This is a genomic window from Micromonospora yasonensis (assembly GCF_026013475.1).
GTDB lineage: Bacteria > Actinomycetota > Actinomycetes > Mycobacteriales > Micromonosporaceae > Micromonospora > Micromonospora yasonensis.
Genome location: NZ_JAPDPH010000111.1, coordinates 1 through 22,704 on the forward strand (window position 1 = coordinate 1; position 22,704 = coordinate 22,704).

The 22,704-nt window shown below is 75.3% G+C and carries 6 protein-coding genes and 1 pseudogene; all 7 read left to right on the forward strand.

Translation table 11 applies throughout. The features are described 5' to 3' along the window. The first annotated feature begins 8 nt into the window (after positions 1–8). Positions 9–10,349 carry a non-ribosomal peptide synthetase/type I polyketide synthase gene (locus ONA70_RS21470; RefSeq protein WP_265008270.1) on the forward strand — a complete coding sequence of 3,447 codons (10,341 nt, stop codon included), beginning with the start codon at positions 9–11 and terminating at the stop codon, positions 10,347–10,349. Next, positions 10,346–13,519 (forward strand): amino acid adenylation domain-containing protein, encoded by a 3,174-nt coding sequence (locus ONA70_RS21475; RefSeq protein ID WP_265008265.1) that lies wholly within the window; start codon positions 10,346–10,348, stop codon positions 13,517–13,519. Before ONA70_RS21470 ends, ONA70_RS21475 begins: the two co-directional genes overlap by 4 nt. Then, positions 13,516–14,589, forward strand: coding sequence for a TauD/TfdA family dioxygenase (locus ONA70_RS21480; protein WP_265008266.1), 1,074 nt, complete (start codon positions 13,516–13,518; stop codon positions 14,587–14,589). Before ONA70_RS21475 ends, ONA70_RS21480 begins: the two co-directional genes overlap by 4 nt. Next, positions 14,586–15,602, forward strand: a complete 1,017-nt coding sequence (locus ONA70_RS21485) for a TauD/TfdA family dioxygenase (protein WP_265008267.1) — start codon at positions 14,586–14,588, stop codon at positions 15,600–15,602. The genes ONA70_RS21480 and ONA70_RS21485 overlap by 4 nt, the downstream gene beginning before the upstream one ends. Continuing rightward, positions 15,599–20,881, forward strand: coding sequence for a non-ribosomal peptide synthetase (locus tag ONA70_RS21490; RefSeq protein WP_265008268.1), 5,283 nt, complete (start codon positions 15,599–15,601; stop codon positions 20,879–20,881). Before ONA70_RS21485 ends, ONA70_RS21490 begins: the two co-directional genes overlap by 4 nt. Further along, positions 20,878–22,056, forward strand: coding sequence for a trans-sulfuration enzyme family protein (locus tag ONA70_RS21495; RefSeq protein WP_265008269.1), 1,179 nt, complete (start codon positions 20,878–20,880; stop codon positions 22,054–22,056). Before ONA70_RS21490 ends, ONA70_RS21495 begins: the two co-directional genes overlap by 4 nt. A 172-nt stretch (positions 22,057–22,228) precedes the next feature. Further along, positions 22,229–22,704, forward strand: a pseudogene (locus tag ONA70_RS21500) (hypothetical protein); the annotation flags it as partial.

The following is a 22,704-nucleotide window of genomic DNA, read 5'->3' on the forward strand; positions in this document are numbered from 1 at the left end:
CGGAGACGCTGCGCCGCCGGGGCGTCGGCGTGGGCGGCCTGGTGGGCCTGCTCCTGCCCCGCTCGGTCCCGTTCGCCGTGGCGGTCCTCGCCGTGCTGAAGACCGGCGCGGCCTACGTACCGATGGATCCGGCCAACCCGCCCGCCCGGCTGCGGTACCTGCTCGACGACACGGCCGCGCCGGTCGTGCTCACCTGCGCCGAGCTGGCGCACCTGGTGCCCGACGACCGGGCGCTCCTGGTGCCCGGCCTGGACACGCCGGTCGCCGAGGCCGACCCCGGACCGGTAGCGGGCAGCGGGCCGAGGCGCCGGCCCCGGCGCCGACCGACGCCGTCGACCGAGGATCTGGCGTACGTCATCTACACCTCCGGGTCCACCGGCCGCCCGAAGGGCGTCATGGTCACCCATCGCGGCGCGTGCAACTACGTACGCTGGGCGGCCCAGGCCTACCGGCTGCGGCCCGGGGACACCGTCCCGCTGCACTCGTCGATCGGGTTCGACCTGGCCGTCACGAGCCTGCTCGTCCCGCTGGTCAGTGGGGCCACCGTCCGGATGATCGGCGAGCACCTCGGCCCGGAGGCGCTGGGCGAGGCGCTGCGCCGGCAGCAGCGGGCGTTCGGGCTGGTCAAGATCACGCCGGCCCAGCTCGACCTGGTCAACCACCAGCTCGACCCGGCCGAGCTGGCCGACCGCACCCGGTGTTTCGTCATCGGCGGCGAGAACCTGCGCACCGACCAGGTGGCGCCCTGGCGGGCCCACGCGCCGGCGACCGCGCTGGTCAACGAGTACGGGCCGACGGAGACCGTGGTCGGCTGCGCCGCGTACGAGGTCGACCCGGGTACGCCGGCCGACGGCTCCGTCCCGATCGGCCGGCCGATCGCCAACACCGAGCTGTACGTGCTCGACGGCTGGCTGAACCCGGTCCCCGTGGGTGTGGTCGGCGAGCTGTACGTCGGCGGGGCCGGCGTGGCGCGCGGGTACCTGCACCAGCCGAGGTTGACCGCCGAGCGGTTCGTCCCGAACCCGTTCTCGCCCGTGCCCGGCGGGCGGCTGTACCGCACGGGTGACCTGGTGCGGATGCGCCCGGACGGGAACCTCGAGTACCTGGGCCGCGGCGACAGCCAGGTCAAGCTGCGCGGTTACCGCATCGAGTGCGGCGAGATCGAGGCGGCCGTACGGCGGTGCCTGCCGGACCGCGACGTGACCGTGCAGCTGCGCCGCGACGACCCCGACGACCCGCGGCTCGTCGCGTACCTGGCGGGCGGCGCGGACGCCGACGTGGCGGCCCTCCGCGGCGCCCTGGCCGCCGAACTGCCGCCTTACATGGTGCCCGCCGCGTTCGTCTTCCTCGACGCGCTGCCGCTGACCGGCAACGGAAAGGTCGACGCCGCCGCGCTGCCCCCGCCCGGTCGCGCGGACGTCCCCCGGCCGCGCCCCGCGCCCGAGCCGGACGAGCCGGCCGCGCCCGAACCGCCGCCCGCCGACCCCGACCGGGAGCCCTGGGACGCCGCCCGGGTCCGCGTGGAGCGGCTGGTCGTGGACGTGTGGCGCGACGTGCTCGGGGTGGACCAGGTCGGGATGCGGGACAACTTCTTCGACCTCGGCGGCCACTCGATGCGCCTGCTGGCCGTCCTCGAGCGGCTCCGCGCACAGCTCGGCGAGGTCGTCACGGTCACCGACCTGTTCCGGCACTCCACGGTGGACTCGCTGGCGACCTTCCTGACCACCGCCACCACCGGCACCTTGCCCGCGCCGGCCGACCCGCGACCCGCGCCGGTCGCCGCCGCCCGGCCGTCCGCCGGCACCGGCGACGACACCGGCCAGCCCGGCGGCCTGATCGCCGTCGTCGGCCTGGCCTGCCGCTTCCCCGGCGCCCGGACCGTCGAGGAGTACTGGCACAACATCAGCGCCGGGGTGGAGTCGGTCCAGGAATTCAGCGTCGAGGAGATGCTGGCCGACGGCGCGGACCCGACCCGCCTCGACGACCCGGCGTACGTCCGGGCCGGCACCTACCTGCCCGGGGTCGACCAGTTCGACGCGGCCTTCTTCGGCTTCACGCCCCGCGAGGCGCAGACCCTCGATCCGCAGCACCGGCTGCTGCTCGAGTGCGCCTGGCACGCGCTGGAACACGCCGGCTACGACCCGTCCGGCCATCCCGGCCGGATCGGCCTGTTCGCCGGCTCCGGTCGCAGCAGCTACCTCCTCGACCACCTGAGCAGCCACCCCGAGCTGCTGAGCAGCATCGGCGAGCACCAGCTCTCGCTGAGCAACGACAAGGACTTCCTGCTCAGCCGGGTGGCCTACAAGCTCGACCTCACCGGGCCCGCGGTCACCGTCGCCACCGCCTGCTCGACCTCGCTGGTGGCCGTGCACCTCGGCCGGCAGAGCCTGCTGGCCGGGGAGTCCGACCTGGTCCTGGCCGGCGGGGTCAGCGTCTTCCCCGCCCAGCGGCGCGGCTACCTCTACCACGACGGCGGGATCTACTCCCCCGACGGGCACTGCCGCCCGTTCAGCGCGGACGCGCGCGGCAGCATCGAATCCAGCGGCGTCGGCATCGTCGCGCTCAAACGGCTGGAGGACGCGGTCGCCGACGGCGACACCGTCTACGCCGTGATCCGTGGCTCCGCGATCAACAACGACGGCGCCCGCCGCACCGGCTACACCGCACCCGGCGTCGACGGTCAGGTCGAGGTGGTCAGCAGCGCGCTGGCGGCGGCTGGCGTGGACCCCCGGTCGGTGAGCTACGTGGAGGCCCACGGGACGGGCACGAGCCTCGGCGACCCGATCGAGGTGACCGCGCTGACCGAGGCGTTCCGGCGCGCCACCGACGACCGTGGCTTCTGCGCCCTCGGCTCGGTCAAGGCCAACATCGGGCACACCGACGCGGCGGCCGGTGTCGCCGGCCTGATCAAGACGGTCATGGCGCTGTGGACGCGTACGCTGCCGCCGACGATCAACGTCAGCCGGCCCAACCCGGCGATCGACTTCGCGGCCAGCCCGTTCTACCTGAACGACAGCGCGCGGCCGTGGCTCGGCGACGGCCCGCGCCGGGCGGGGGTCAGCTCCTTCGGCATGGGCGGCACCAACGCCCACGTGGTGCTGGAGGAGCCGCCGGCCACCCCGGCCACGCCGCCGCCGGTGCCGGCCACCGGGCCGCAGCTGCTGGCCGTCTCGGCCCGTACGGTCGAGTCGCTGGACCGGCAGACGCGCCGGCTCCGCGACTTCCTCGACGCGCACCCTGAGGCGGATCTCGGGGACGTCGCGGCCAACCTGGGCCGACGCCAGTCGATGACCCATCGGCGCTTCGTCGTCGCGGCGGACCGCGCCGACGCGCTGCTCGCCCTCGACTCGCCGCAACGGCGATTCACCGGCACCCACCCCGGCGGCCGGCGGCCGCTGGTGTTCGCCTTCCCGGGCCACGGCGCCCAGCACGTGGCGATGGGCGCCGGTCTGTACCGCGCCGAGCCGACCTACCGGGCCGTGGTGGACGAGTGCGCCGAACTGCTCCGCGACGACCTGGGGCTCGACCTGCGTACCCTGCTGTGCCCGCCGCCCGACGGCCGCGAGCGGGCCGAGCGGCTGCTCGCCCGGCCCGCGCTGATCCAGCCCGCGCTGTTCGTCACCGAGTACGCGCTCGCCCGGTCGCTGCTCGCCCGGGGCGTGGCCCCGGACCTGATGGTGGGGCACAGCCTCGGCGAGTACGTCGCCGCGTGCCTCGCCGGCGTCTTCTCCCCGGCCGACGCGCTGCGCCTGGTGTCCGCCCGCGGTGCGTTGGTCGAGCGGACCCCGGCGGGGGCGATGCTCGCGGTGAGCCTGCCCGAGGCGGCGGTGACCGGGCTGCTCGGCACGGGCCTGGCGCTGGCGGCGGTCAACGCGCCCGAGCTGTGCGTGGTGTCCGGCGCGCCCGAGGAGGTCGAGGAGCTTCGGCAGCGGCTGACCGGCGACGGGGTCGACTGCCGGCCGCTGCGGGTCACCCGCGGCTACCACTCCCCCCTGCTCGACCCGGTGCTCGACGAGTTCGCCGAGCACGCCCGCCGGGTGGACTTCCGGGAACCCGAGCGCCCCTACCTGAGCAATCTGACCGGCGGCCCGGTCGCCCCCGGGCAGGTCACGGACCCGGGGTACTGGGTGCGGCACCTGCGCGAGCCGGTGCGGTTCGCCGAGTCGGCCGCGCTCCTCGCCGAGCAGGACGTGGTCCTCGCCGAACTGGGGCCCGGGCACGCCCTCGGCGGCCTGGCCCGGTTGGCCGGTCTGAAGCCCGGTCAGGTCGTGGCGGCGATGCGGCATCCGCGCAGCGACGCCGACGACCTCGTCACGATGCTGGACGCGGTCGGCCGGCTGTGGCTGTCCGGCGTACCGGTGGACTGGACCCGGTGCCACGGCGGCCCGCGCCGGCGGCTGGCCCTGCCCGGCTACCCGTTCGAGCGGCAGCGGTACTGGGTGGACGCGGTGCCACGGCCGAGCCTGGCCGGCCCGGCGCCAGCCGCTCCGGCGATTACCCCGGACGCGCCGGACGCGCCCGACCCGGTCGACGCCGGCAACCGCCCGGCGGTCGGCACCGCCTACGTCGCCCCGAGCACACCCGCACAGGAGTGCGTGGCGGAGATCTGGAGCGAGCTGCTCGGCATCCGGCCGATCGGCGCGCACGACAACTTCTTCGAGTTGGGCGGGCACTCGCTGCTCGCCACCCAGCTCGTCGTGCGGCTGCGGGCCCGGCTCGGCGTGGCGCTGCCACTCGAGATGGTCTTCGCGCAGCCGACCGTCGTCGAACTCGCGGCGGCGCTGCCGGCCACCGCGCCCGCCCCGGCACCCGCCGTCGTCGAGCAGCCCGCCGCCGCGCCGGCCCAACCGGCCATCCCCCGCGCCGAACCCGACGCCGGCCCGGCCCCGCTCTCCTCGGGGCAGCACCGGCTGTGGTTCCTCGACCAGGCGTACCACCAGAACGCCTACGCCGTGAGCACGGCGCTGCTGCTGGACGGCGCGCTCGACGTCGACGCGCTGCGCGCCGCGCTCGCGGAACTGGTCCGGCGGCACGAGTCGCTGCGTACCGTCTTCCCGCTCGGCCCCGACGGCGACCCGGTCCAACAGGTGCGACCGCCCGGCGCGGTCGACCTGGCGATCGTGTCCGCGCCGGCGGACGCGGACAGCCCGGGCACCGCCGATGCGCGCAGCATCGTGGAGCCGGCGGTCGCCGACGCGGTGCCGTCGTGGGTGCACGCGGCCCTGGCCGCCGACGTCCGGCGCCCGTTCCACCTCGCCGGTGGGCCGCTGTTCCGGGCCGTGCTGCTCCGCGTCGCCGACGACCGGCACGTGCTGTCGCTGACCATGCACCACAACGTCTCCGACGGGTGGTCCCTCGGCGTCATCGCCGGCGAGCTGGCCACGCTCTACGACGCCGCCCTCGCCGGCCGGCCCTCGCCGCTGCCCGAACTCGCCGTCCAGTACGGCGACTACGCGCGCTGGCAGCGCAGCCGGATGGCGGACACCGACAGCGACGACATGCGGTACTGGCGCCGGCAACTCGCCGGGGTGGCCACCGTGCTGGAGGTGCCCACCGACCGGCCCCGGCCGCCGGTGCAGACGTTCGACGGCGCGGTCAGCACCCGCCTCCTGCCCCCGCGGGCGGCCGACGAACTGCGCCGCTTCAGCCAGGCCCGGGGCGCCACCCTGGCGATGACCGTGCTGGCCGCGCTGAAGGCCCTGCTCTGGCGCTACACCGGCCAGGCCGACATCTGCGTCGGCACCCCGGTCGCCGGGCGGGTCCGCGCCGAACTCGAACCGATGGTCGGCTTCTTCGTCAACATGCTGCCGTTGCGGACCGTACTCGACGGCGACTGGACCTTCGAGGAGCTGCTCGGGCAGGTCCGGCGTACCGCGCTGGGGGCGTACGACCACCAGGAGGTGCCGTTCGAGCGGCTCGTGGACCTCGTCGACGCGCCCCGCGACCTCAGCCGGAATCCCCTGTTCCAGGTGATGTTCAACATGCTGAACGTGCCCGAACAGGACCTGCGGACGACCGGGCTGCGGATGGCGCAGTTCTCCGTCGAGCCGGGCATCGCCCAGCAGGACCTGGCCCTGTACGCGTACGAGGTGGACGAGGGGCTGCGGTTCCGGCTGGAGTACAACACCGACCTGTTCGACGCGGCGACCGCCGAGCGGATGATGGGCCACCTGGAGACGCTGCTCGCCGCCGCCGTCGCCGAGCCCGACGCCCGGCTGGCCGACGTCGCCGTCCTCACCCCCGCCGAGCTGGCCCGGGTCGCCGACTGGAACGACACCGCCACCCCGCTCGGCTGGGCCCCGCCGGTCGGCGCCGCGCCGACCCTGGTCGAGCTGATCGAACACCAGGTGGCGACCAACCCCGACCGGCCCGCCGTGACGTTCGGGGCGACCACGCTCAGCTACACCGAGCTCAACGCCCGGGCCAACCGGCTCGCCCACCGACTACGCCGGGCCGGCGTCGGCCCGGACGTCACGGTCGCCGTCTGCCTGCACCGGTCCGAGGAACTGCCGGTGGCCCTGGTCGGCGTGCTCAAGGCGGGCGGCGCGTACGTCCCGGTGGACCCGGACTACCCGACCGAGCGGCAGCGGTACGTGCTGGCGCACAGCGGGGCGGCCGTCCTGCTCACCGAGGCCGACCTGGCCGACCGGTTCGCCGGGTACGCCGGCGAGGTGCTGTGCGGCGGCGACCCGGCCCTGTCCGGCGAGCCGGACACCGACCCCGAGCCGCTGGCCGTACCGGACCACCTCGCGTACGTGATCTACACGTCCGGATCGACGGGACGCCCCAAGGGCGTGCGGGTGACGCACGGCGCGGTCGTCAACACCCTGGCGGCGATGCGTGAGCGGCCGGGCCTGACCGGCGACGGCACCATGCTCGCGATGGCCAGCTTCGCCTTCGACATGTCCGTACCGGAGCTGTTCCTGCCCCTCGTGGTCGGCGCCCGAATGCTGATGGTGGGGCGCGACGTCGCCTACGACGCGGCCCGGCTGGCCGACCTGCTCGACGCCGAAGGCGTCACCCTCGCGCAGGGCACCCCGGCGACCTGGCGGCTGCTGATCGAGTCCGGCTGGGCCGGGCGGCCCGGCCTGACGGCCGTGTGCGGCGGCGAGGCGGTGTCCGCGCCGTTGGCCCGGCAGCTGGCCGAACGGGTGGGCGCGTTGTGGAACCTCTACGGCCCGACCGAGGCCGCCGTCTGGACCACGATGGACCCGGTCGAGCCCGGCTTCACCCACCTCACCATCGGCCGGCCGATCGGCAACATGCGCGTCTACGTGCTCGATCCGCAGCTGTCCCCCGCCCCGGTGGGCGTCCTCGGTGAGCTGTACCTCGGCGGCGCGGGGCTGGCCCGCGACTACCACGGTGACCCGGACCTCACCGCGCAGCACTTCGTGCCGGACCCGTACGGCGGCGGCCGGCTGTACCGCACCGGCGACCTCGGCCGCTGGCTGCCCGACGGCCGGATCGAGTTCGTGGGCCGCAGCGACTCGCAGGTGAAGGTGCGCGGCTTCCGCATCGAACTGGGCGAGATCGAGGCGGTGCTGCGGCAGGGCCCGTCGGTCCGCGACGCCGCCGTGGTGGTCCGCGAGGACGGGGGCGAGCAGGCGATCGTGGCCTACCTGGCGCTGAGCACCGGGGCGGAACCCGGCGCGGACCCGGACCAGGGGACGACAACGGAGGTCACGGCAGACTTCGACGTCGACCCGGGCCCGTGGCGGGCCTTCGCCCGCACCTACCTGCCGGACTACATGGTGCCGTCAGCCTTCGTGCTGCTCGACCGGATGCCGCTCAACGCCAACCGCAAGGTCGACCGGGCGGCGCTGCCCGCGCCCCGGCGCGGTGGCGCGGGGGTCGGTGCCACCGCGCCGGACACCCCGCTGCGCAAGGCGCTGGCCGAGCGGTGGGCGGCGGTGCTCGGGTACGACCGCGTCGGCATCGACGACGACTTCTTCGACCTCGGCGGCGACTCCTTCAAGGCGATCAAGGCGCTGGCCGGGACCGACCCGGCGATCAGCGTCCTGGACCTGTTCCGCCACCCGACGATCCGGTCGTTGACCGAGCACCTGGACGCCACCGGCGGCTCCGCCGGCCGGCTGCTGCACGAGCTGACCCCCGCGCGACCGGGGACGCCGACGACGCTGACGCTGGTCTGCGTACCGTTCGGTGGCGGCAGCGCGATCACCTTCCAGCCGCTCGCGGACGCCCTCCCCGCGGGCGTGGCGCTGTACGCCCTGGAGCGGCCCGGCCACGACCTGAACCGCCCCGACGAGCCCCTGCTCGGCCTGGACGAGCTGGTGGACCGCTGCGTGGCGGAGGTCGTCGACGGGATCACCGGCCCGGTGGCGGTGTACGGGCACTGCGTGGGCGGTGCCGAGGCGGTGGAGCTGGCCCGCCGGCTGGAGGCGGCCGGGGTCGAGCTGACCGGCGTGGTCATCGGCGCCCACTTCCCCGCCCCGCGACTGCCCGGGCGGCTGTTCAGCTGGCTACGGCGGTGGTTCCCGATGGAGCGCTGGACGTCGAAGCGGCGGACCCTGGAGGCGCTGCGGGCGATGGGCTTCTTCACCGAGGTCTTCGACGAGCAGGAGAAGGACTTCGTGATGCGCGTGGTCCTGGCCGACGCCGCGATGGGCGAGGACTACTACACCGACGTCTACGCCAGCGGGCTGCCCCGGAAGCTGTCGGCCCCGCTCGTCTGCGTCGTCGGCAGCGGCGACCGGGCCACCGAGCTGTACCAGGAGCGGTACCTGGAGTGGGAGTTCTTCTCCGACCGGGTGTCGCTGGAGGTCATCGAGGGTGCCGGCCACTACTTCGCCAAGCACCAGCCGGCCGAGGTGGCGCGCATCGTCCTGGCGCACTGCGCCCCGCCGGCGGCGGTGCCCGCCGAGCGGCGGCAGCCGGCCGACAACGCGGCCCCGGAGACCGACACGACCGCGCCGGTCGAGGAGCCGGCGGAGCGCGAGCCCGTCCCGGCCGCCCCCCGACCCGCGCGGGCGATGCCCAGCCTGGCCGTGTTCTACCTGGTCGCGATCGGTCAACTCGTCTCGCTGATCGGCAGCGGACTGACCGGCTTCGGCATGAGCCTGTGGGTCTACCAGCGGACCGGGTCGGTCTCGTTGTTCGCCACCGCCACCGTCCTGGCGCTGCTGCCGGCCGTGGTCCTCTCCCCGATCGCCGGCGCGCTGGCGGACCGGTGGGACCGACGTCTGATCATGATCCTGGCCGACAGCCTGGCCGCCACCGGCACGGTCAGCCTCGCGCTGCTGCTCTGGCTGGGCCAGCTCCAGCTCTGGCACGTGTTCACCGCCATCACCGTCACCGCGGTGGCGACCGCCTTCCAGCAACCCGCCTACCTGGCGGCCGTCACACAACTGGTGCCGAAGCGGTACTACGGGCGGGCCAACGGCATCGTCTCCCTCGGTACGGCGACGAGCACCGTGCTGGCGCCGCTGGTCGGCGGCGCGCTGGTGATCGCGGTCGGGCTGCGCGGCATCGTCGTCATCGACCTGCTCACCTTCGCCGTCGCGGTCGCCGTCACACTGTCGGTCCGCTTCCCGGACACCCTGTTCGTCCGGCGCGAGGAGCCGTTCCGGCAGGAGGTCCTGGGCGGCTGGCGGTTCATCGTCCGCCGGCACGGCCTGGTCGCCCTGGTCGTGCTGGTCGCGTCGCTGAACTACTTCTTCGCCCTGGTCGAGGTCCTGGTCACGCCGCTGACCCTGTCCTTCGGCGACCCGGCGGTGCTGGGCCGGGTGCTCGCCGCCAGCGGGGTCGGCATGCTCGTCGGCTCGGTGCTGATGGGCGTGTGGGGCGGCACCGCCCGGCGTACCACGGGCATCCTGGCCAGCGTCGTGCTGCTCGGCGCGTCGCTGCTCACCGTCGGCCTGCACCCGAGCCCGCTGTTCCCGGCCCTCGGCCTGTTCGGCATGGGCCTGGCCACGGCGCTGGTGAACACGCACTGGCTGGCCATCGTGCAGGCCAAGGTGGGGCTCGACCTGCAGGGCCGGGTGCTGTCCATGGGCCAGATGCTGTCCTGGCTGATGGTGCCGGCCGGGTTCCTCAGCGCCGGCCCGCTCGCCGAGCACGTCTTCGCCCCGCTGGTGCCGCCCGACGGCGTGCTGGCCACCGTCGTCGGCACCGGGCCGGGTCGCGGCATGGCCTTCGCGGCGATCGTGGCCGGCGTCTGCGCGCTCGGTCTCGCCGCCGCCGGCATCGCCTACCGACCGATCCGCGACGTCGAGGACGAACTGCCCGACAACGACCCGGGCAGCGTCATCCTCGCCGACAAGGACCGCCTGCAGGAGGCGGCCGACCGCCAGCTCGCGCTGCACCGCAGCGGAGGTGCCCGCCGGTGAGCGTCCCCACCCGATCCGCCGGACCGACCCGCCGGACCACCGGCCGGCGCGCGAGCGCCGCCACCGCCGACGTGGACTGCCTGCACCGGATGGTGGCCGCGCAGGCGGCCCGGACCCCCGAGGCGGAGGCGGTCCGGCACGCCGACCGGGCCCTGTCCTACCGCGAGCTCGACGAGGCGGCGAACCGGCTGGCCCGGGTGCTGCTCGATCGCGGGGTGACCCGGGAGGAGCGGGTCGGCGTCTGCCTGCCACGCACGCCGGACCTGGTCGTCGCGCTGCTCGCCGTGCTCAAGGCCGGCGCCTGCTACGTCCCGCTGGACCCGGCGTACCCGCCGGCCCGGGTGGCCTTCATGACCGCCGACTCCGGGGTACGGCTGGTGCTGACCCGCGCCGACCTCGCCGACCGGTTCCCCGACACGGCCGTCCCGGTCGACCGGCTCGATCCGGGCGGGGACGGCACCGACCCGGCGGTGGCGGTGACGCCGACCGACCTGGCGTACGTCATCTACACCTCGGGCTCCACCGGCCGGCCCAAGGGGGTGGCCATCGAACACCGGTCGGCGTCGGTGCTCATGCACTGGACCCGGCAGACCTTCGACGACACCGAACTGGGCGGCATGCTCGCCGCCACCTCCGTCTGCTTCGACCTGTCCATCTTCGAGATCTTCGGGCCGCTCTGCTGGGGCGGCCGGGTGCTGCTCGTCGACGACGTGCTGGCCCTCGCCGCCCCCGGGGCGGACCGGCTGCCCGTCACCCTGGTCAACACCGTGCCCTCGGCGATGGGCGAGCTGCTCACCGCGGGCGCCCTGCCGGCGGGCGTGCGCACGGTCTGCCTGGCCGGCGAGCCACTCACCGCCGCGCTGGCCGCCCGGGTGTGGTCCCGTCCGCACGTACGCCGGCTCTGCAACCTGTACGGCCCGTCCGAGGACACCACCTACTCCACCTGGGCCGAGGTGCCGCCGGACAGCGGGGACCCGCCGATCGGCCGCCCGCTGCCGCACACCCGGGTCTACGTCCTTGACCCCGACGGGCAGCCTGTCCCGCCCGGCGAGCCCGGCGAACTGCACCTGGCCGGGGCGGGCCTGGCCCGCGGCTATCTCGACCGGCCCGAGGAGACCCGGGCCCGGTTCCGGCCCGACCCGTTCCGCCCCGGCGAGCGGATGTACCGCACCGGCGACCGGGTCCGGCTGCGGCCGGACGGACAGCTGGCCTACCTCGGCCGGCTCGACGACCAGGTGAAGCTGCGGGGCTACCGGATCGAGCTGGGCGAGGTCGCCGCGCGCCTCGCCGCGCTGCCCGGCGTACGCGAGGCGACCGCCGCCGTACGGGAAGGACCGAGCGGGGACCCGCTGCTGGTCGGCTACCTCGTCGGCGAGCGACGCGGGGACGTACGGGCCCGGCTGGCGGCGGAGCTGCCCGCGCCGCTGGTGCCCGCGACCGTGGTCTGGCTGGACCGGCTGCCCACCCTGCCGAACGGCAAGGTGGACCGGTCGGCGCTGCCCGCGCCCACCCTCGGCGACGACGCCGGGCCGGACGCCCGGGCCCTGGACGGGACGGCCGGCACGGTGGCGGCAGTCTGGCGCGAGCTGCTCGGCGTGCCGGTCACCGGCCCCGACAGCGACTTCCTCGCCCTCGGCGGAGACTCCCTGCTCGCGGTCCGCTGCGCCACCCGGCTGGCAGCCGCGACCGGCCGCCCCGTCCGACCGCGCGACCTCTTCACCCATCCGACCGTCGCCGCGCTGGCCGCCCACCTCGACGGGCTGCCCGCCGAACCGGTCCCGGCCACCGGGCCCGTCGGCCCGGCACCGGCCGGACCCGCCCCGCTCTCCGCCGCCCAGGCCCGGCTCTGGTTCCTGCACCGGCTCGACCCGGCCGACACCTCTTACCTGCTGGCCTTCGCGGTGCGGTTCGCCGCGCCGCTGGACCGCGACCGGCTGGCCCGGGCGCTGCGCCGGGTGGTCGACCGGCATCCGGCCCTGCGCACCGTGTTCCCGTCCGGCCCGGACGGGCCGGTGCAGGAGATCCGCCCCACCGGCGACCCGGTGCCGGCCGTCGCGCCGCCCGACCCGGACACGCCGCTCGACGAGCGGCTCACCCGGCTCGCCGCCGAGGCCACCGCCCGGCCGATGGACCTGGCCACCGGCCCGCTGCTACGCGCCCACCTGGTGCCCGACGCCACCGGCCGGCCGGTCGCGCTGCTGCTGGTGGTCCACCACATCGTCTGCGACGACTGGTCGTTCGGCGTGCTCGTGCGGGACCTGGCCCGGGCGTACGACGCCGACGGCGACGGCGGGCCCGGCCCGGACCGGCCGGCGGTCGGCCCGGCGGCGCTCGCCCTCGCCCAGCGGGACTGGCTCGCCGGGCCGGCGGGCCGGCTGGCGGTGACCGAGGTCCTGGACTCGCTGCGTGGCGCGCCGGACCTGCTCGACCTGCCCGGCGACCGCCTGGCGGCCGGCTCCCGGGCCGGCAGAGGCCTGCGGCCCGGTGCGGCGGCACCGTCCGGTGCCACGCTCCGCACCACCGTGGACACCGCCACGGCGGCAGCGGTCCGGGGCCTGGCCCGGGCCGAGCGGGCCAGCCTGCACATGGTCGGGCTGGCCGCCTTCGCCACCCTGCTCGGCACCGCCACCGGCCGGGACGACCTGCTGGTCGGCGTCGCCTTCGCCGGCCGGACCAGCGTCGCCGCCGAGCAGAGCGTCGGCTGCTACGTCAACACCCTGCCGCTGCGGCTGCGCCCGGCACCCCAGCGCCGCTTCACCGACCTGCTCGACGAGGCCCGCCGGGTCACCCTGTTCGCCGCCGCCCACCAGGACATCCCGTTCGACCTGCTGGTGGAACGGCTGCGGCCCACCCGCCGACCGCACCGCAACCCACTCGTCCAGGTCGCCTTCGGCGTGCAGAACGCCCCGCCGGCCCGGCACCGCGGCGCGGCCGGCGTCGAGTTCGCCGGTGTCGAGCTGACCCCGGACGCCGCCCGGCTCGACCTGACCCTCTGGCTCGACGAGCGGCGGGACGGGCTGGCGGCGCTCTGGACCTACCGCACCGACCTGTTCGACCACGACGGGGTGGTCGCGTGGCACCGCCGCCTCATCGCGCTGCTGCGTACCGCCGCCGCCGACCCCCGGCGCAGTCTGGCCGACTGCGTCGACACCGCTGGGAGACAACGATGACAGAGCAGACCCGGGTCGCGCGGCCCGTCCCCCGCCGCGGCCGTGAACGCACCCTGGTGGACGTACGTCCGGACTGGCCCGGCGGCCCGCTGCCGGCGCTGGTGGAGGCCAACGTGCCCGATCTCGACCTGGCCGGTTGGCTGGCCGGCCACCGGGACGAGGTCGACGAGCTGGCCCGCCGGGCAGGGGCCGTGCTGTTCCGCGGCTTCGCCGTGGCCGGCGCCGACGACTTCCGCACGGTGATGGCCGGGCTCTCCGACGACGTGCTCTCCTACGGCGAGCGCTCCTCGCCACGCAGCAAGGTCACCGAAGGGGTGTACACCTCCACCGAGCACCCCGCCGACCAGCCGATCGTGCTGCACAACGAGCAGTCGTACACGGTGCGGTGGCCGCTGCGCATCGTGTTCCACTGCGAGGTGGCGCCGGCTGCCGGCGGGCGCACCCCGCTCGCCGACAGCCGGCGGGTGCTCGCCCGGCTCCGCCCGGAGACCGTCGCCGAGTTCGAGCGGCGCGGCGTGCTCTACCGGCGCAACTACCTGCCCGGCATCAGCCTCTCCTGGCAGACCGCGTTCCAGACCGAGCGGCGCGCGGAGGTCGAGGCGTACTGCGCCCAGGCGCTGATCGACGTCGAGTGGGTCGGTGACCGGCAGCTGCGCACCCGGCAGGTCCGGCCGGCGGTACGCCGGCACCCGGTCACCGGGGAGCGGACCTGGTTCAACCACGCGCTGTTCTTCCACGTCACCTCGCTGCCCGACGACGTCAGCGCCGGCCTGCGCGCCGCCCTCGCCGAGGAGGACCTGCCCTACCAGACCGCGTACGGGGACGGCACGCCCATTCCCGACGAGGTGCTGGCCGAGCTGCGGGAGGCGTACGCCGCCGAGACCCGTTCCTTCGACTGGCAGCGCAACGACGTGCTGCTGGTCGAGAACATGCTCGCCGCGCACGCCCGGGACCCGTTCACCCCGCCCCGGCGGATCCTCACCGCGATGTCGGACCCGGTCGCGGCCCCCGAGCTGACCGAGACGGTCCACACCGGCGCGGTGCCGGCGTCGACGGGAGACCGGGCATGAGCGGGCCGGCGCCGCGTCGGCGCGGTACCGCCACGGTCAGCTCGCCGGTCTCCCGGCGGGTGCTCGTGGACGACGAGTTCGTGCTGCTCGTCGAGGCGGCCGTCCCCGACCTCGACCTGGCCGGCTGGCTCGCCGGCCGGCGCGAGGAACTGCTGCGGGACCTGGACCGCCACGGCGCGGTGTTCTTCCGGGGCTTCGAGGTGGGCACGGCCGACGACTTCAGCCAGGCCGCCCGGGCGGTCAGCCGCGACCTGCTGGGCTACCTGGAGCGAGCCGCGCCCCGCCACGAGGTCGCCGACCGGGTGTTCACCTCCACGGAGTTCAACGCCGAGCAGTGGATCCCGCTGCACCACGAGATGTCGTACTCGCACAACTGGCCGAGCTACCTCTACTTCTGGTGCGCGCAGCCGGCCACCGGCAGCGGCGGGGCCACCCCGCTGGCCAGCGAGCGGGTCATCACCCCGCTGATCCCGGCCGACGTACGGGAGCGGTTCCTCCGCGCCGGCGTCGGCTACGTGCGCAACTACGGCCCGCACCTGGACCTGCCCTGGCAGGAGGCGTTCCAGACCACCGACCGGGCGGAGGTGGAGGCGTACTGCACCGCCTCGGCGACCGAGTTCACCTGGCTGGGCGGCGACGGGCTGCGCACCCGGGCCCGGCGGCAGGCGGTCGCCACCCACCCGCGTACCGGGGAGACGGTCTGGTTCAACCACGCCCACCTGTTCCACGTGTCCAACATGCCGGCCGAGGTCTCCGGCGCCCTGCTGCGCGAGTACGGCCCGGAGGGGTTGCCCCGCAACGCGTACTACGGCGACGGCGAGCCGATCCCCGACGAGGTGGTCACCGGCATCCGCGAGCTGTACCGGCGGCACGCCGTCTCGGTGCCCTGGCAGCGCGGCGACGTGCTGGTGGTCGACAACTTCCTGGCCACCCACGGCCGGGAGCCCTTCAGCGGTGACCGGGAGATCCTCGTCGCCATGTCCGATCTCTACGTCAACCGGAGTGTCCTGTGAACGGGTATCGTCTGTCGCCGATCCAGCGCCTGGCCTGGTCCGGGAAGCAGGACCTGGTCCGGGCGCGGGTCCGGCTGGACCGGCCGCTGGACCGGGCGCGGTTGCAGGCCGCCGTCGACACGGTGGTGGCCCGGCACGAGGCGCTGCGGCTGACCCTGGTGCACCACCCCGGCCTGCGGGTGCCGTTGCAGGACGTGGACGACGACCGGACCGTGGTGGTCGGCGCGCAGGGCGACCTGTCCGTCACCCTCACCGACGACGCCCTGGAACTGGCCGCCACCCCGCTGATCGCCGACCCGGCCAGCCTGCGGCTGGTCCTCGCCGACCTGGCCGGGGCGTACGCCGGCGAGGCGCTGCCGGACGATCCGGAGGCGCTGCAGTTCCTCGACGTAACGGAGTGGCAGCTCGAGGAACGGGAGAAGGCCCCGGCCGCCGCCCCCGCCGCCCCGGCGGCACGGCTGGTCAGCCCGCACGGGGACGACCCGAGCGCGGTGGTCACCGCGATGGTGCCCGCCGCCGCGTTGGCCGACGCGGCCCGGACGGCGGGGGTCGAGCCGGCCACCGTGCTCCTCGCCGCCTGGGCTCTCGCGGTGTCCCGCCGCGCCGAGGCGCCGGACGGGGCCGACGAGGCGGATCTGGTGCTGGCCCGGTGGAGCGACGGCCGCCAGGCCGACGGCACCGCCGACGTGGTGGGCCCGCTGGGCGGGTACGGCCGGCTCCGGCTGGCGCTGCCGCTGCCCGCCGTGCCCGCCGAGTTGCTGACCCGGGTCCGCGCCGCCGAGGTTGCCGCGGACGAGACGTTCCACCTCGTCGACCCGGTCGACGAGCAGTCCGGGGCGGCCGCCGGGTTCGCCATGCCGCCCACCGTGGACCCGGCGGCCGTGGCCGGCCTCGGCGGCTCGGCGGTGGAGATCGCAACTCCCCCGTCGCCGGCCGGTCCGCAGCTCACCGCGCTGACCGACGGCGACCGGGTCACCCTGTGGGTGGTCGGGGGGAAGTGGCTGCTCGACGCGCTGCTGGCGATCCTGCGCACCCTGCCCGCCGCGCTCACCGAGGGCGGTGTGCCGGACGCGCTGGGCGACGGGGAGGCCGGCTGGTTGGCCGACGCGGCCGGGACGCCGCCCGAAGCGCCGGGGCGTACCCTCGTCGACCTGCTCGACGCGGGCCTCGCCGACACCGACCAGGACGCGGTGGCGGTGCTCGCCGCCGATGGCGCGTACACCGTCGGTGAGCTGCGGGAACGGGCCGCGCGGGTGGCCGCGGCGCTGGCCGCGCGGGGGCTGTCCGGCGCCCCGGTCGGGGTGCTGGCGGCCCGGTCGCGGGAGACCGTCGTGGCGTTCCTCGGCGTGCTGCGGGCCGGGGCGGTGTTCGTCCCGCTGGACCCGGACGCCCCGCCGGCGCGGCTCGCCGCCCAGCTCGGCGCGGTCGGCGCGGAGGTCGTCGTCGGCGTCGGCGCCCCGGCGACGGTGACGGTCGACGACCTCGTCGCGGCCGGCGGCGAGCCGCCCGCCCCGGTGCCGGCGCCGGCCGACCCGGCGTACGTGATCTTCACCTCGGGGTCCACCGGCACGCCCCGCCCGGTGCAGGTGTCGCACGGCGCCGCCGCGCACCTGGCCGACGCCCTGGAGCGGACCGTGTACGCGGGCAGCCGCCCGGGGCTGCGGGTGGCGGTGAACGCCCCGCTCACCTTCGACGCCTCGGTGAAGCAGCTCGTGCAGCTCGGCCACGGCCGCAGCCTCTACCTGGTGCCCGAGGACGTCCGCCGGGACGGGGCGGCGCTGGCCGCCGCGCTGGCCGACCACGGCGTCGACGTGCTCGACTCGACCCCGTCCCAGCTGCGCATCCTGCTCGCCGGGGCGGGCGACACCCGGCTGCCCGAACTGCTGCTGCTCGGCGGGGAAGCGATCGGGCCGGACCTGTGGGAGACGGTGGCGGCGCTGCCGGGCGTCCGCGCGGTCAACCTGTACGGCCCGACCGAGTGCACGGTGGACACCAGCGCGGCGGAGATCCGCGCCGGGGACGCCCCGACCATCGGCCGGCCGCTGCCCGGCGTCGCGGTGTGGGTGCTCGACGAGCAGCTGCGGCCGGTGCCGCCGGGCGTGGCCGGGGAACTCTGCGTCAGCGGTCCACAGCTCGCCGACGGCTACCGGGGTGACCCGGAGGCCAGCGCCCAGCGGTTCGTGTCAGTGGCCCTGCCGTCCGGCCGCACCGAACGGGTCTACCGCACCGGCGACCGGGCCCGCTTCGACGCCGACCGGCGGCTGCGCTACCTGGGCCGCCTGGACGACCAGGTGAAGATCCACGGCTTCCGGGTGGAGCCGGGCGAGGTCGCCGCGGTGCTGCGCGCTCACCCGGAGGTGGCCGACGCCGCCGTGGTGGCCCGCGACGACGACGGGCACGGCGACCGGCTGGTCGCCTACGTCCGGCCGGGCGCCCCGGCCCCCGCCGTGGAGGTCGAGCGGATCGCCGGGGTCAACCCGCACGAGACCCGCTACCTGTACGACGAGATCTTCGTGCAGCGGGTCTACCTGCGCGACGGCATCGTGCTGCGGCCCGGGGCGACCGTGCTCGACGTCGGCGCGAACATCGGCATGTTCTCGCTCTTCGTCCACACCGTCTGTCCGGACGCGACGATCCACGCCTTCGAGCCGGTGCCGTCGGTCGCGGACCTGCTGCAGCGCAACGTCGCCGAGTTCGGCGTACCGGCCACGGTGCACGGTTTCGGGCTGTCCCGGGCCGCCGGGGAGGTCTCCTTCACCTACTACCCGGGCTACTCGATGATGTCCGGCCACGCCGCGTACGCCGACCCGGACGCCGAGGTGGCGGTGATCAAGCGGTACCTCGCCAACGAGCGGGACGCCGGTGCGGACGAGCGGGACGTCCTGCTCGACCGGGTCGACGAACTGCTCGCCGAACGCTTCGCCGGCCGGGAGCTGACCGTACCGGTAAGGCCGCTGTCGGCCGTCCTCGACGAGCTGGCCCCGGAGCGGATCGACCTGCTGAAGATCGACGTGCAGCGCGCCGAAGCGGACGTGCTCGCCGGGCTGGACGACCGGCACTGGCCGCTGATCGCGCAGGTCGCCATGGAGGTGCACGACGCCGCCGGCACCGACACCGAGGGCCGGCTGGCCGAGTTGGTCGCCCGCTTCGAAGCCATGGGCTTCGACGTCGTGACCCGACAGGACGACCTGCTCACCGGCACCGACCGGCACACCCTGCACGCCGTGCGCCCGGAGTACGCCGCCGACCCCCGTCCGGCGGTGGTCGTCGCGGCCGGGCCGGCGGCCGGCCCCCTCGACGAGCGACTGACCGGCTGGCTGGCCGACCGGCTCCCGGCCCACCTGGTCCCGGCCGCGGTGGTGCTCCTCGACGAGCTGCCGCTGACCCGCAACGGCAAGCTCGACCGGGCGGCGCTGCCCGCGCCCCGCCTCGACCGGCCCCGCGCCGGCGCGGCGGTGGCACCGGCCAACCGCGCCGAGGAGATCCTGGTCGAGGCATGGCGGGAGATCCTCGGGGTGCCGACCGTCGGCGTGACCGACAGCTTCTTCGCCCTCGGCGGCGACTCGATCCGCAGCATCCAGATGCAGGTCGCGGCGAACAAGCGGGGGCTGTCCTTCCGGCTCAGCGACATCTTCACGTACCAGTCGATCCGGGACCTCGTGGCACACGGGAAGGTCACCCTCGACGGCGCCCCGCCGGTCGCGAAGGCCGGGCGGGACGGGCGGTTCGCGCTGGTCGCCGCCGCCGACCGGGAACTGCTGCCCGCCGGGCTCGCCGACGCGTACCCGATGACCGCCCTGCAGCAGGGCATGGTCTACCACGGCGAGCTGGCCGGCGACCCGGCGATGTACCACAACGTCACCGCGCACCGGATCGCCGCGCCGCTGGACCCGGCGGCGCTGCGCCGCGCGCTGGCCGGCCTGGTGGCCGCCCACCCGATCCTGCGGACCGGGTTCGCGCTGGGGGCGTACTCGGAGCCGTTGCAGCTCGTGCACGCGGACGTGCCGGTCGAGGTGCCGGTGACCGACCTGGCCGCCGCCGACCCGCAGACCCGTCGGGCACGGGTCGACGACCTCGTCGCGCAGGAGCGGGTACGCCCCTTCGACTGGGCCCGCCCGCCGCTGCTGCGGCTGCACGCCGTCCGGGAGGACGCCGACACGTTCACCCTGATCGTCGCCGAGTACCACGGCATCCTCGACGGCTGGAGCCTGCACCTGTTCCTCACCGACCTGCTCGCCGGGTACGACCGGGAGCGCGCCGGCGACCCCCGCCCGGCCCGCCCCGGCCTGCCGTTCGGGGAGTACGTGGCGGCCGAGCGGCAGGCCCTGGCCGACCCGGCCACCCGCCGGTTCTGGCTGGACGGCGCCGGCGCGGTGCCGCCGCTGCTGCTCGGCGGGGCGGCCCCACGGACCACCACCACCCAGCGGGTGCCGCTGAAGGCAGGCACCACCGAGGTGGTGACCGAGGCGGCTCGGGCCGCCGGGGTGCCGGTGAAGTCCTGGCTGCTCGCCGTCCACCTGAGGCTGATCGGCGAGCTGGCCGGCCGGGACGACGTGGTCAGCGGCCTGGTGGTCGGCGGCCGGCCGGAGGGGGACGGCAGCGACGCCACCCTCGGGCTGTTCCTCAACACCCTGCCGGTGAGCGTACGGCTGGGCACCCGGTCCCTGGCCGAGCTGGCAAGCGAGGTGTGGCGGGCCGAGCGGGAGCTGATGGGACACCATCGCTTCCCGCTCGCCGAGATCGTCCGGGCCGGTGGGGCCGGACCCCGCTTCGACCACTTCTTCAACTGGACCCACTTCCCGAACGGGCCGGCCGAGGGCGGCAGCCGCATCGTGAACAGCCGGGGCGTCACGGTGGACGTGGCGTTCAGCCTCGCGGTCGACGCCGAACTGGACGCCGACGCCGGCCACCTCGCCCTGGCCGTCCAGTACGACCACCGGCACGTCCCCGCCGCCCGGGTGGACGCCTTCGCCGACGGCTTCCGCCGGCTGCTGGCGGCCGACCCGGCCGCGCCGCTGCCGGCGGTGGCCGGCGACGGGCCGGCGGCCGACGACGCGCGGGCCCGGTGGGCACCGAAGGTGGCGGCGGCCTGGCGGGAGGTGCTCGGGGCCGCGCCGCGCGACCCGGCGACCGGTTTCCTGGCCGCCGGCGGGGACTCGCTGCGCGCCCTGCGGCTGGTCACCGTGCTGCGGCAGCGCCACGGCAGCGACCTCACGCTGCCCGAGTTCACCGCGCTGGACAGCTACGGCGCGCTGGTGGACCGGGTGGCCCGGTCATGACCGGCTTCGGCACCACTGCCGTGCACGGCGACGACGGCCTGATCCCCGGCGCGTCGGTAGCGCCGCCGATCGTGCAGAGCGCGACCTTCAGCGCGGAGTCCGACGAGCGGTTCACCGAGATCGCCACCGAGCCGCGGGGCAGCACCTTCTACACCCGGTACGGCAATCCCAACCACGCCCAGGTGGCTGCCGTGGTGGCCGAGCTGGAGGGCACCGAGACCGGACTGGTCACCGCCTCCGGGATGGGCGCGATCAGCACGATCGCGCTGGCCCTGCTCTCCGCCGGGGACCACGTGGTGGTGCAGCGCAGCACGTACGGCGGCACCACCTCGCTGGCCACCGGCCTGCTGCCGCGCTTCGGCGTCTCGTGCGCCCAGGTCGACCAGACGGACATTGGCGCGTTCGAGCGGGCGTTGCGGCCGCAGACCCGCCTGGTACTGGTGGAGACGCCGAGCAACCCGCTGCTGGAGCTGACCGACCTGGCGGCCGTGGTGGAGCTGGCCCACGGGGCGGGCGCGCTGGTGGTGGTCGACAACACCTTCGCCACACCGGTCAACCAGCGTCCGATGAGCGCCGGGGCGGACCTGGTCTGGCACAGCGGCACGAAGTTCCTCGGCGGCCACTCCGACGTGTCGGCCGGGGTGGTCGTCGGCTCCGCCGAGCTGGTCGAGCGGGTGTGGCAGACGGCGATCGTCACGGGCAGCACGCTCGGCCCGGTGGACGCCTGGCTGCTGCTGCGCGGCATCCGTACCCTGCCGCTTCGGGTGGAGCGGCACAACGCCAACGCCCTCGCCCTGGCCCGGGCCCTCGAGGGGCACCCAGCGGTGGCCCGGGTCCGCTATCCGGGCCTGCCGTCGCATCCCCAGCACGCGCTGGCCCGCCGGCAGATGACCGGCTTCGGCGGGGTGCTCAGCGTCGACCTCAAGGCGGGCCGGACGGGGGCCGCCGCGCTGCTGGCCGGGCTGCGGCTGGCCAAACGGGCGGCCAGCCTCGGCAGTGTCAGCACCCTGGTGGTGCACCCTCGGTCGATGTGGGCCGGGATCGTGGACGCCGAGCAGCTGGCCGGCACCGGCATCGGGGACGGGTTGGTCCGGATCTCCACCGGCATCGAGGACACCGCCGACCTGGTGGACGACTTCCTGGCGGCGCTGGACAAGGCGGCCGAGGTGAGCTGATCAACCTCGGCGATCGACCGACATCCGGCATTAAGTTTACGTCCCAAACATTATTTATTAACCTGAGTCGATGCCGGCCACGGCGCCACCGGGGCGTCGACGCCGGACCTGCCAGCCCACAGTTCGGACCACTGGTCGACAAGGTCAGACACATCGGGAAGTATCTATACCCATGACGACCGGCTCCACCGACGCGCGATCGACCGCCGAGATCGCCGACGACAATCCGGTCCCGGCCGCCCCGAATCACGGCAGGTGGCATCGCTGGCGGTGGCTGCGCCACGAATGGACCCTGGCGGTGCTCGGTGGCCTGGCGCTGGCGGTGGTGCTGACCTGGCCGACGTTACGCCACCCGGCCAGCACGATCCCCGGCGATCTCGGCGACCCGACCCTGCAGGCGTGGCAGGTGGCCTGGGCCGGCCACGCGATGCTCAGCGACCCGTCCGGCCTCTGGGACTCGAACACCTTCTACCCCGAGAAGTACACCTTCGCCTACAGCGACACCCTGCTCGGGTACGCCCCGATGGGCATGCTCGGCTCGGGCTTCGAGGCCGCGGTGATCCGGTACAACGTGCTGTACGTGCTGGTGCACGCGTTGGCGTTCATCGGGGCATACGCGTTGGTCCGGCAGCTCGGCGCGGGCCGGTG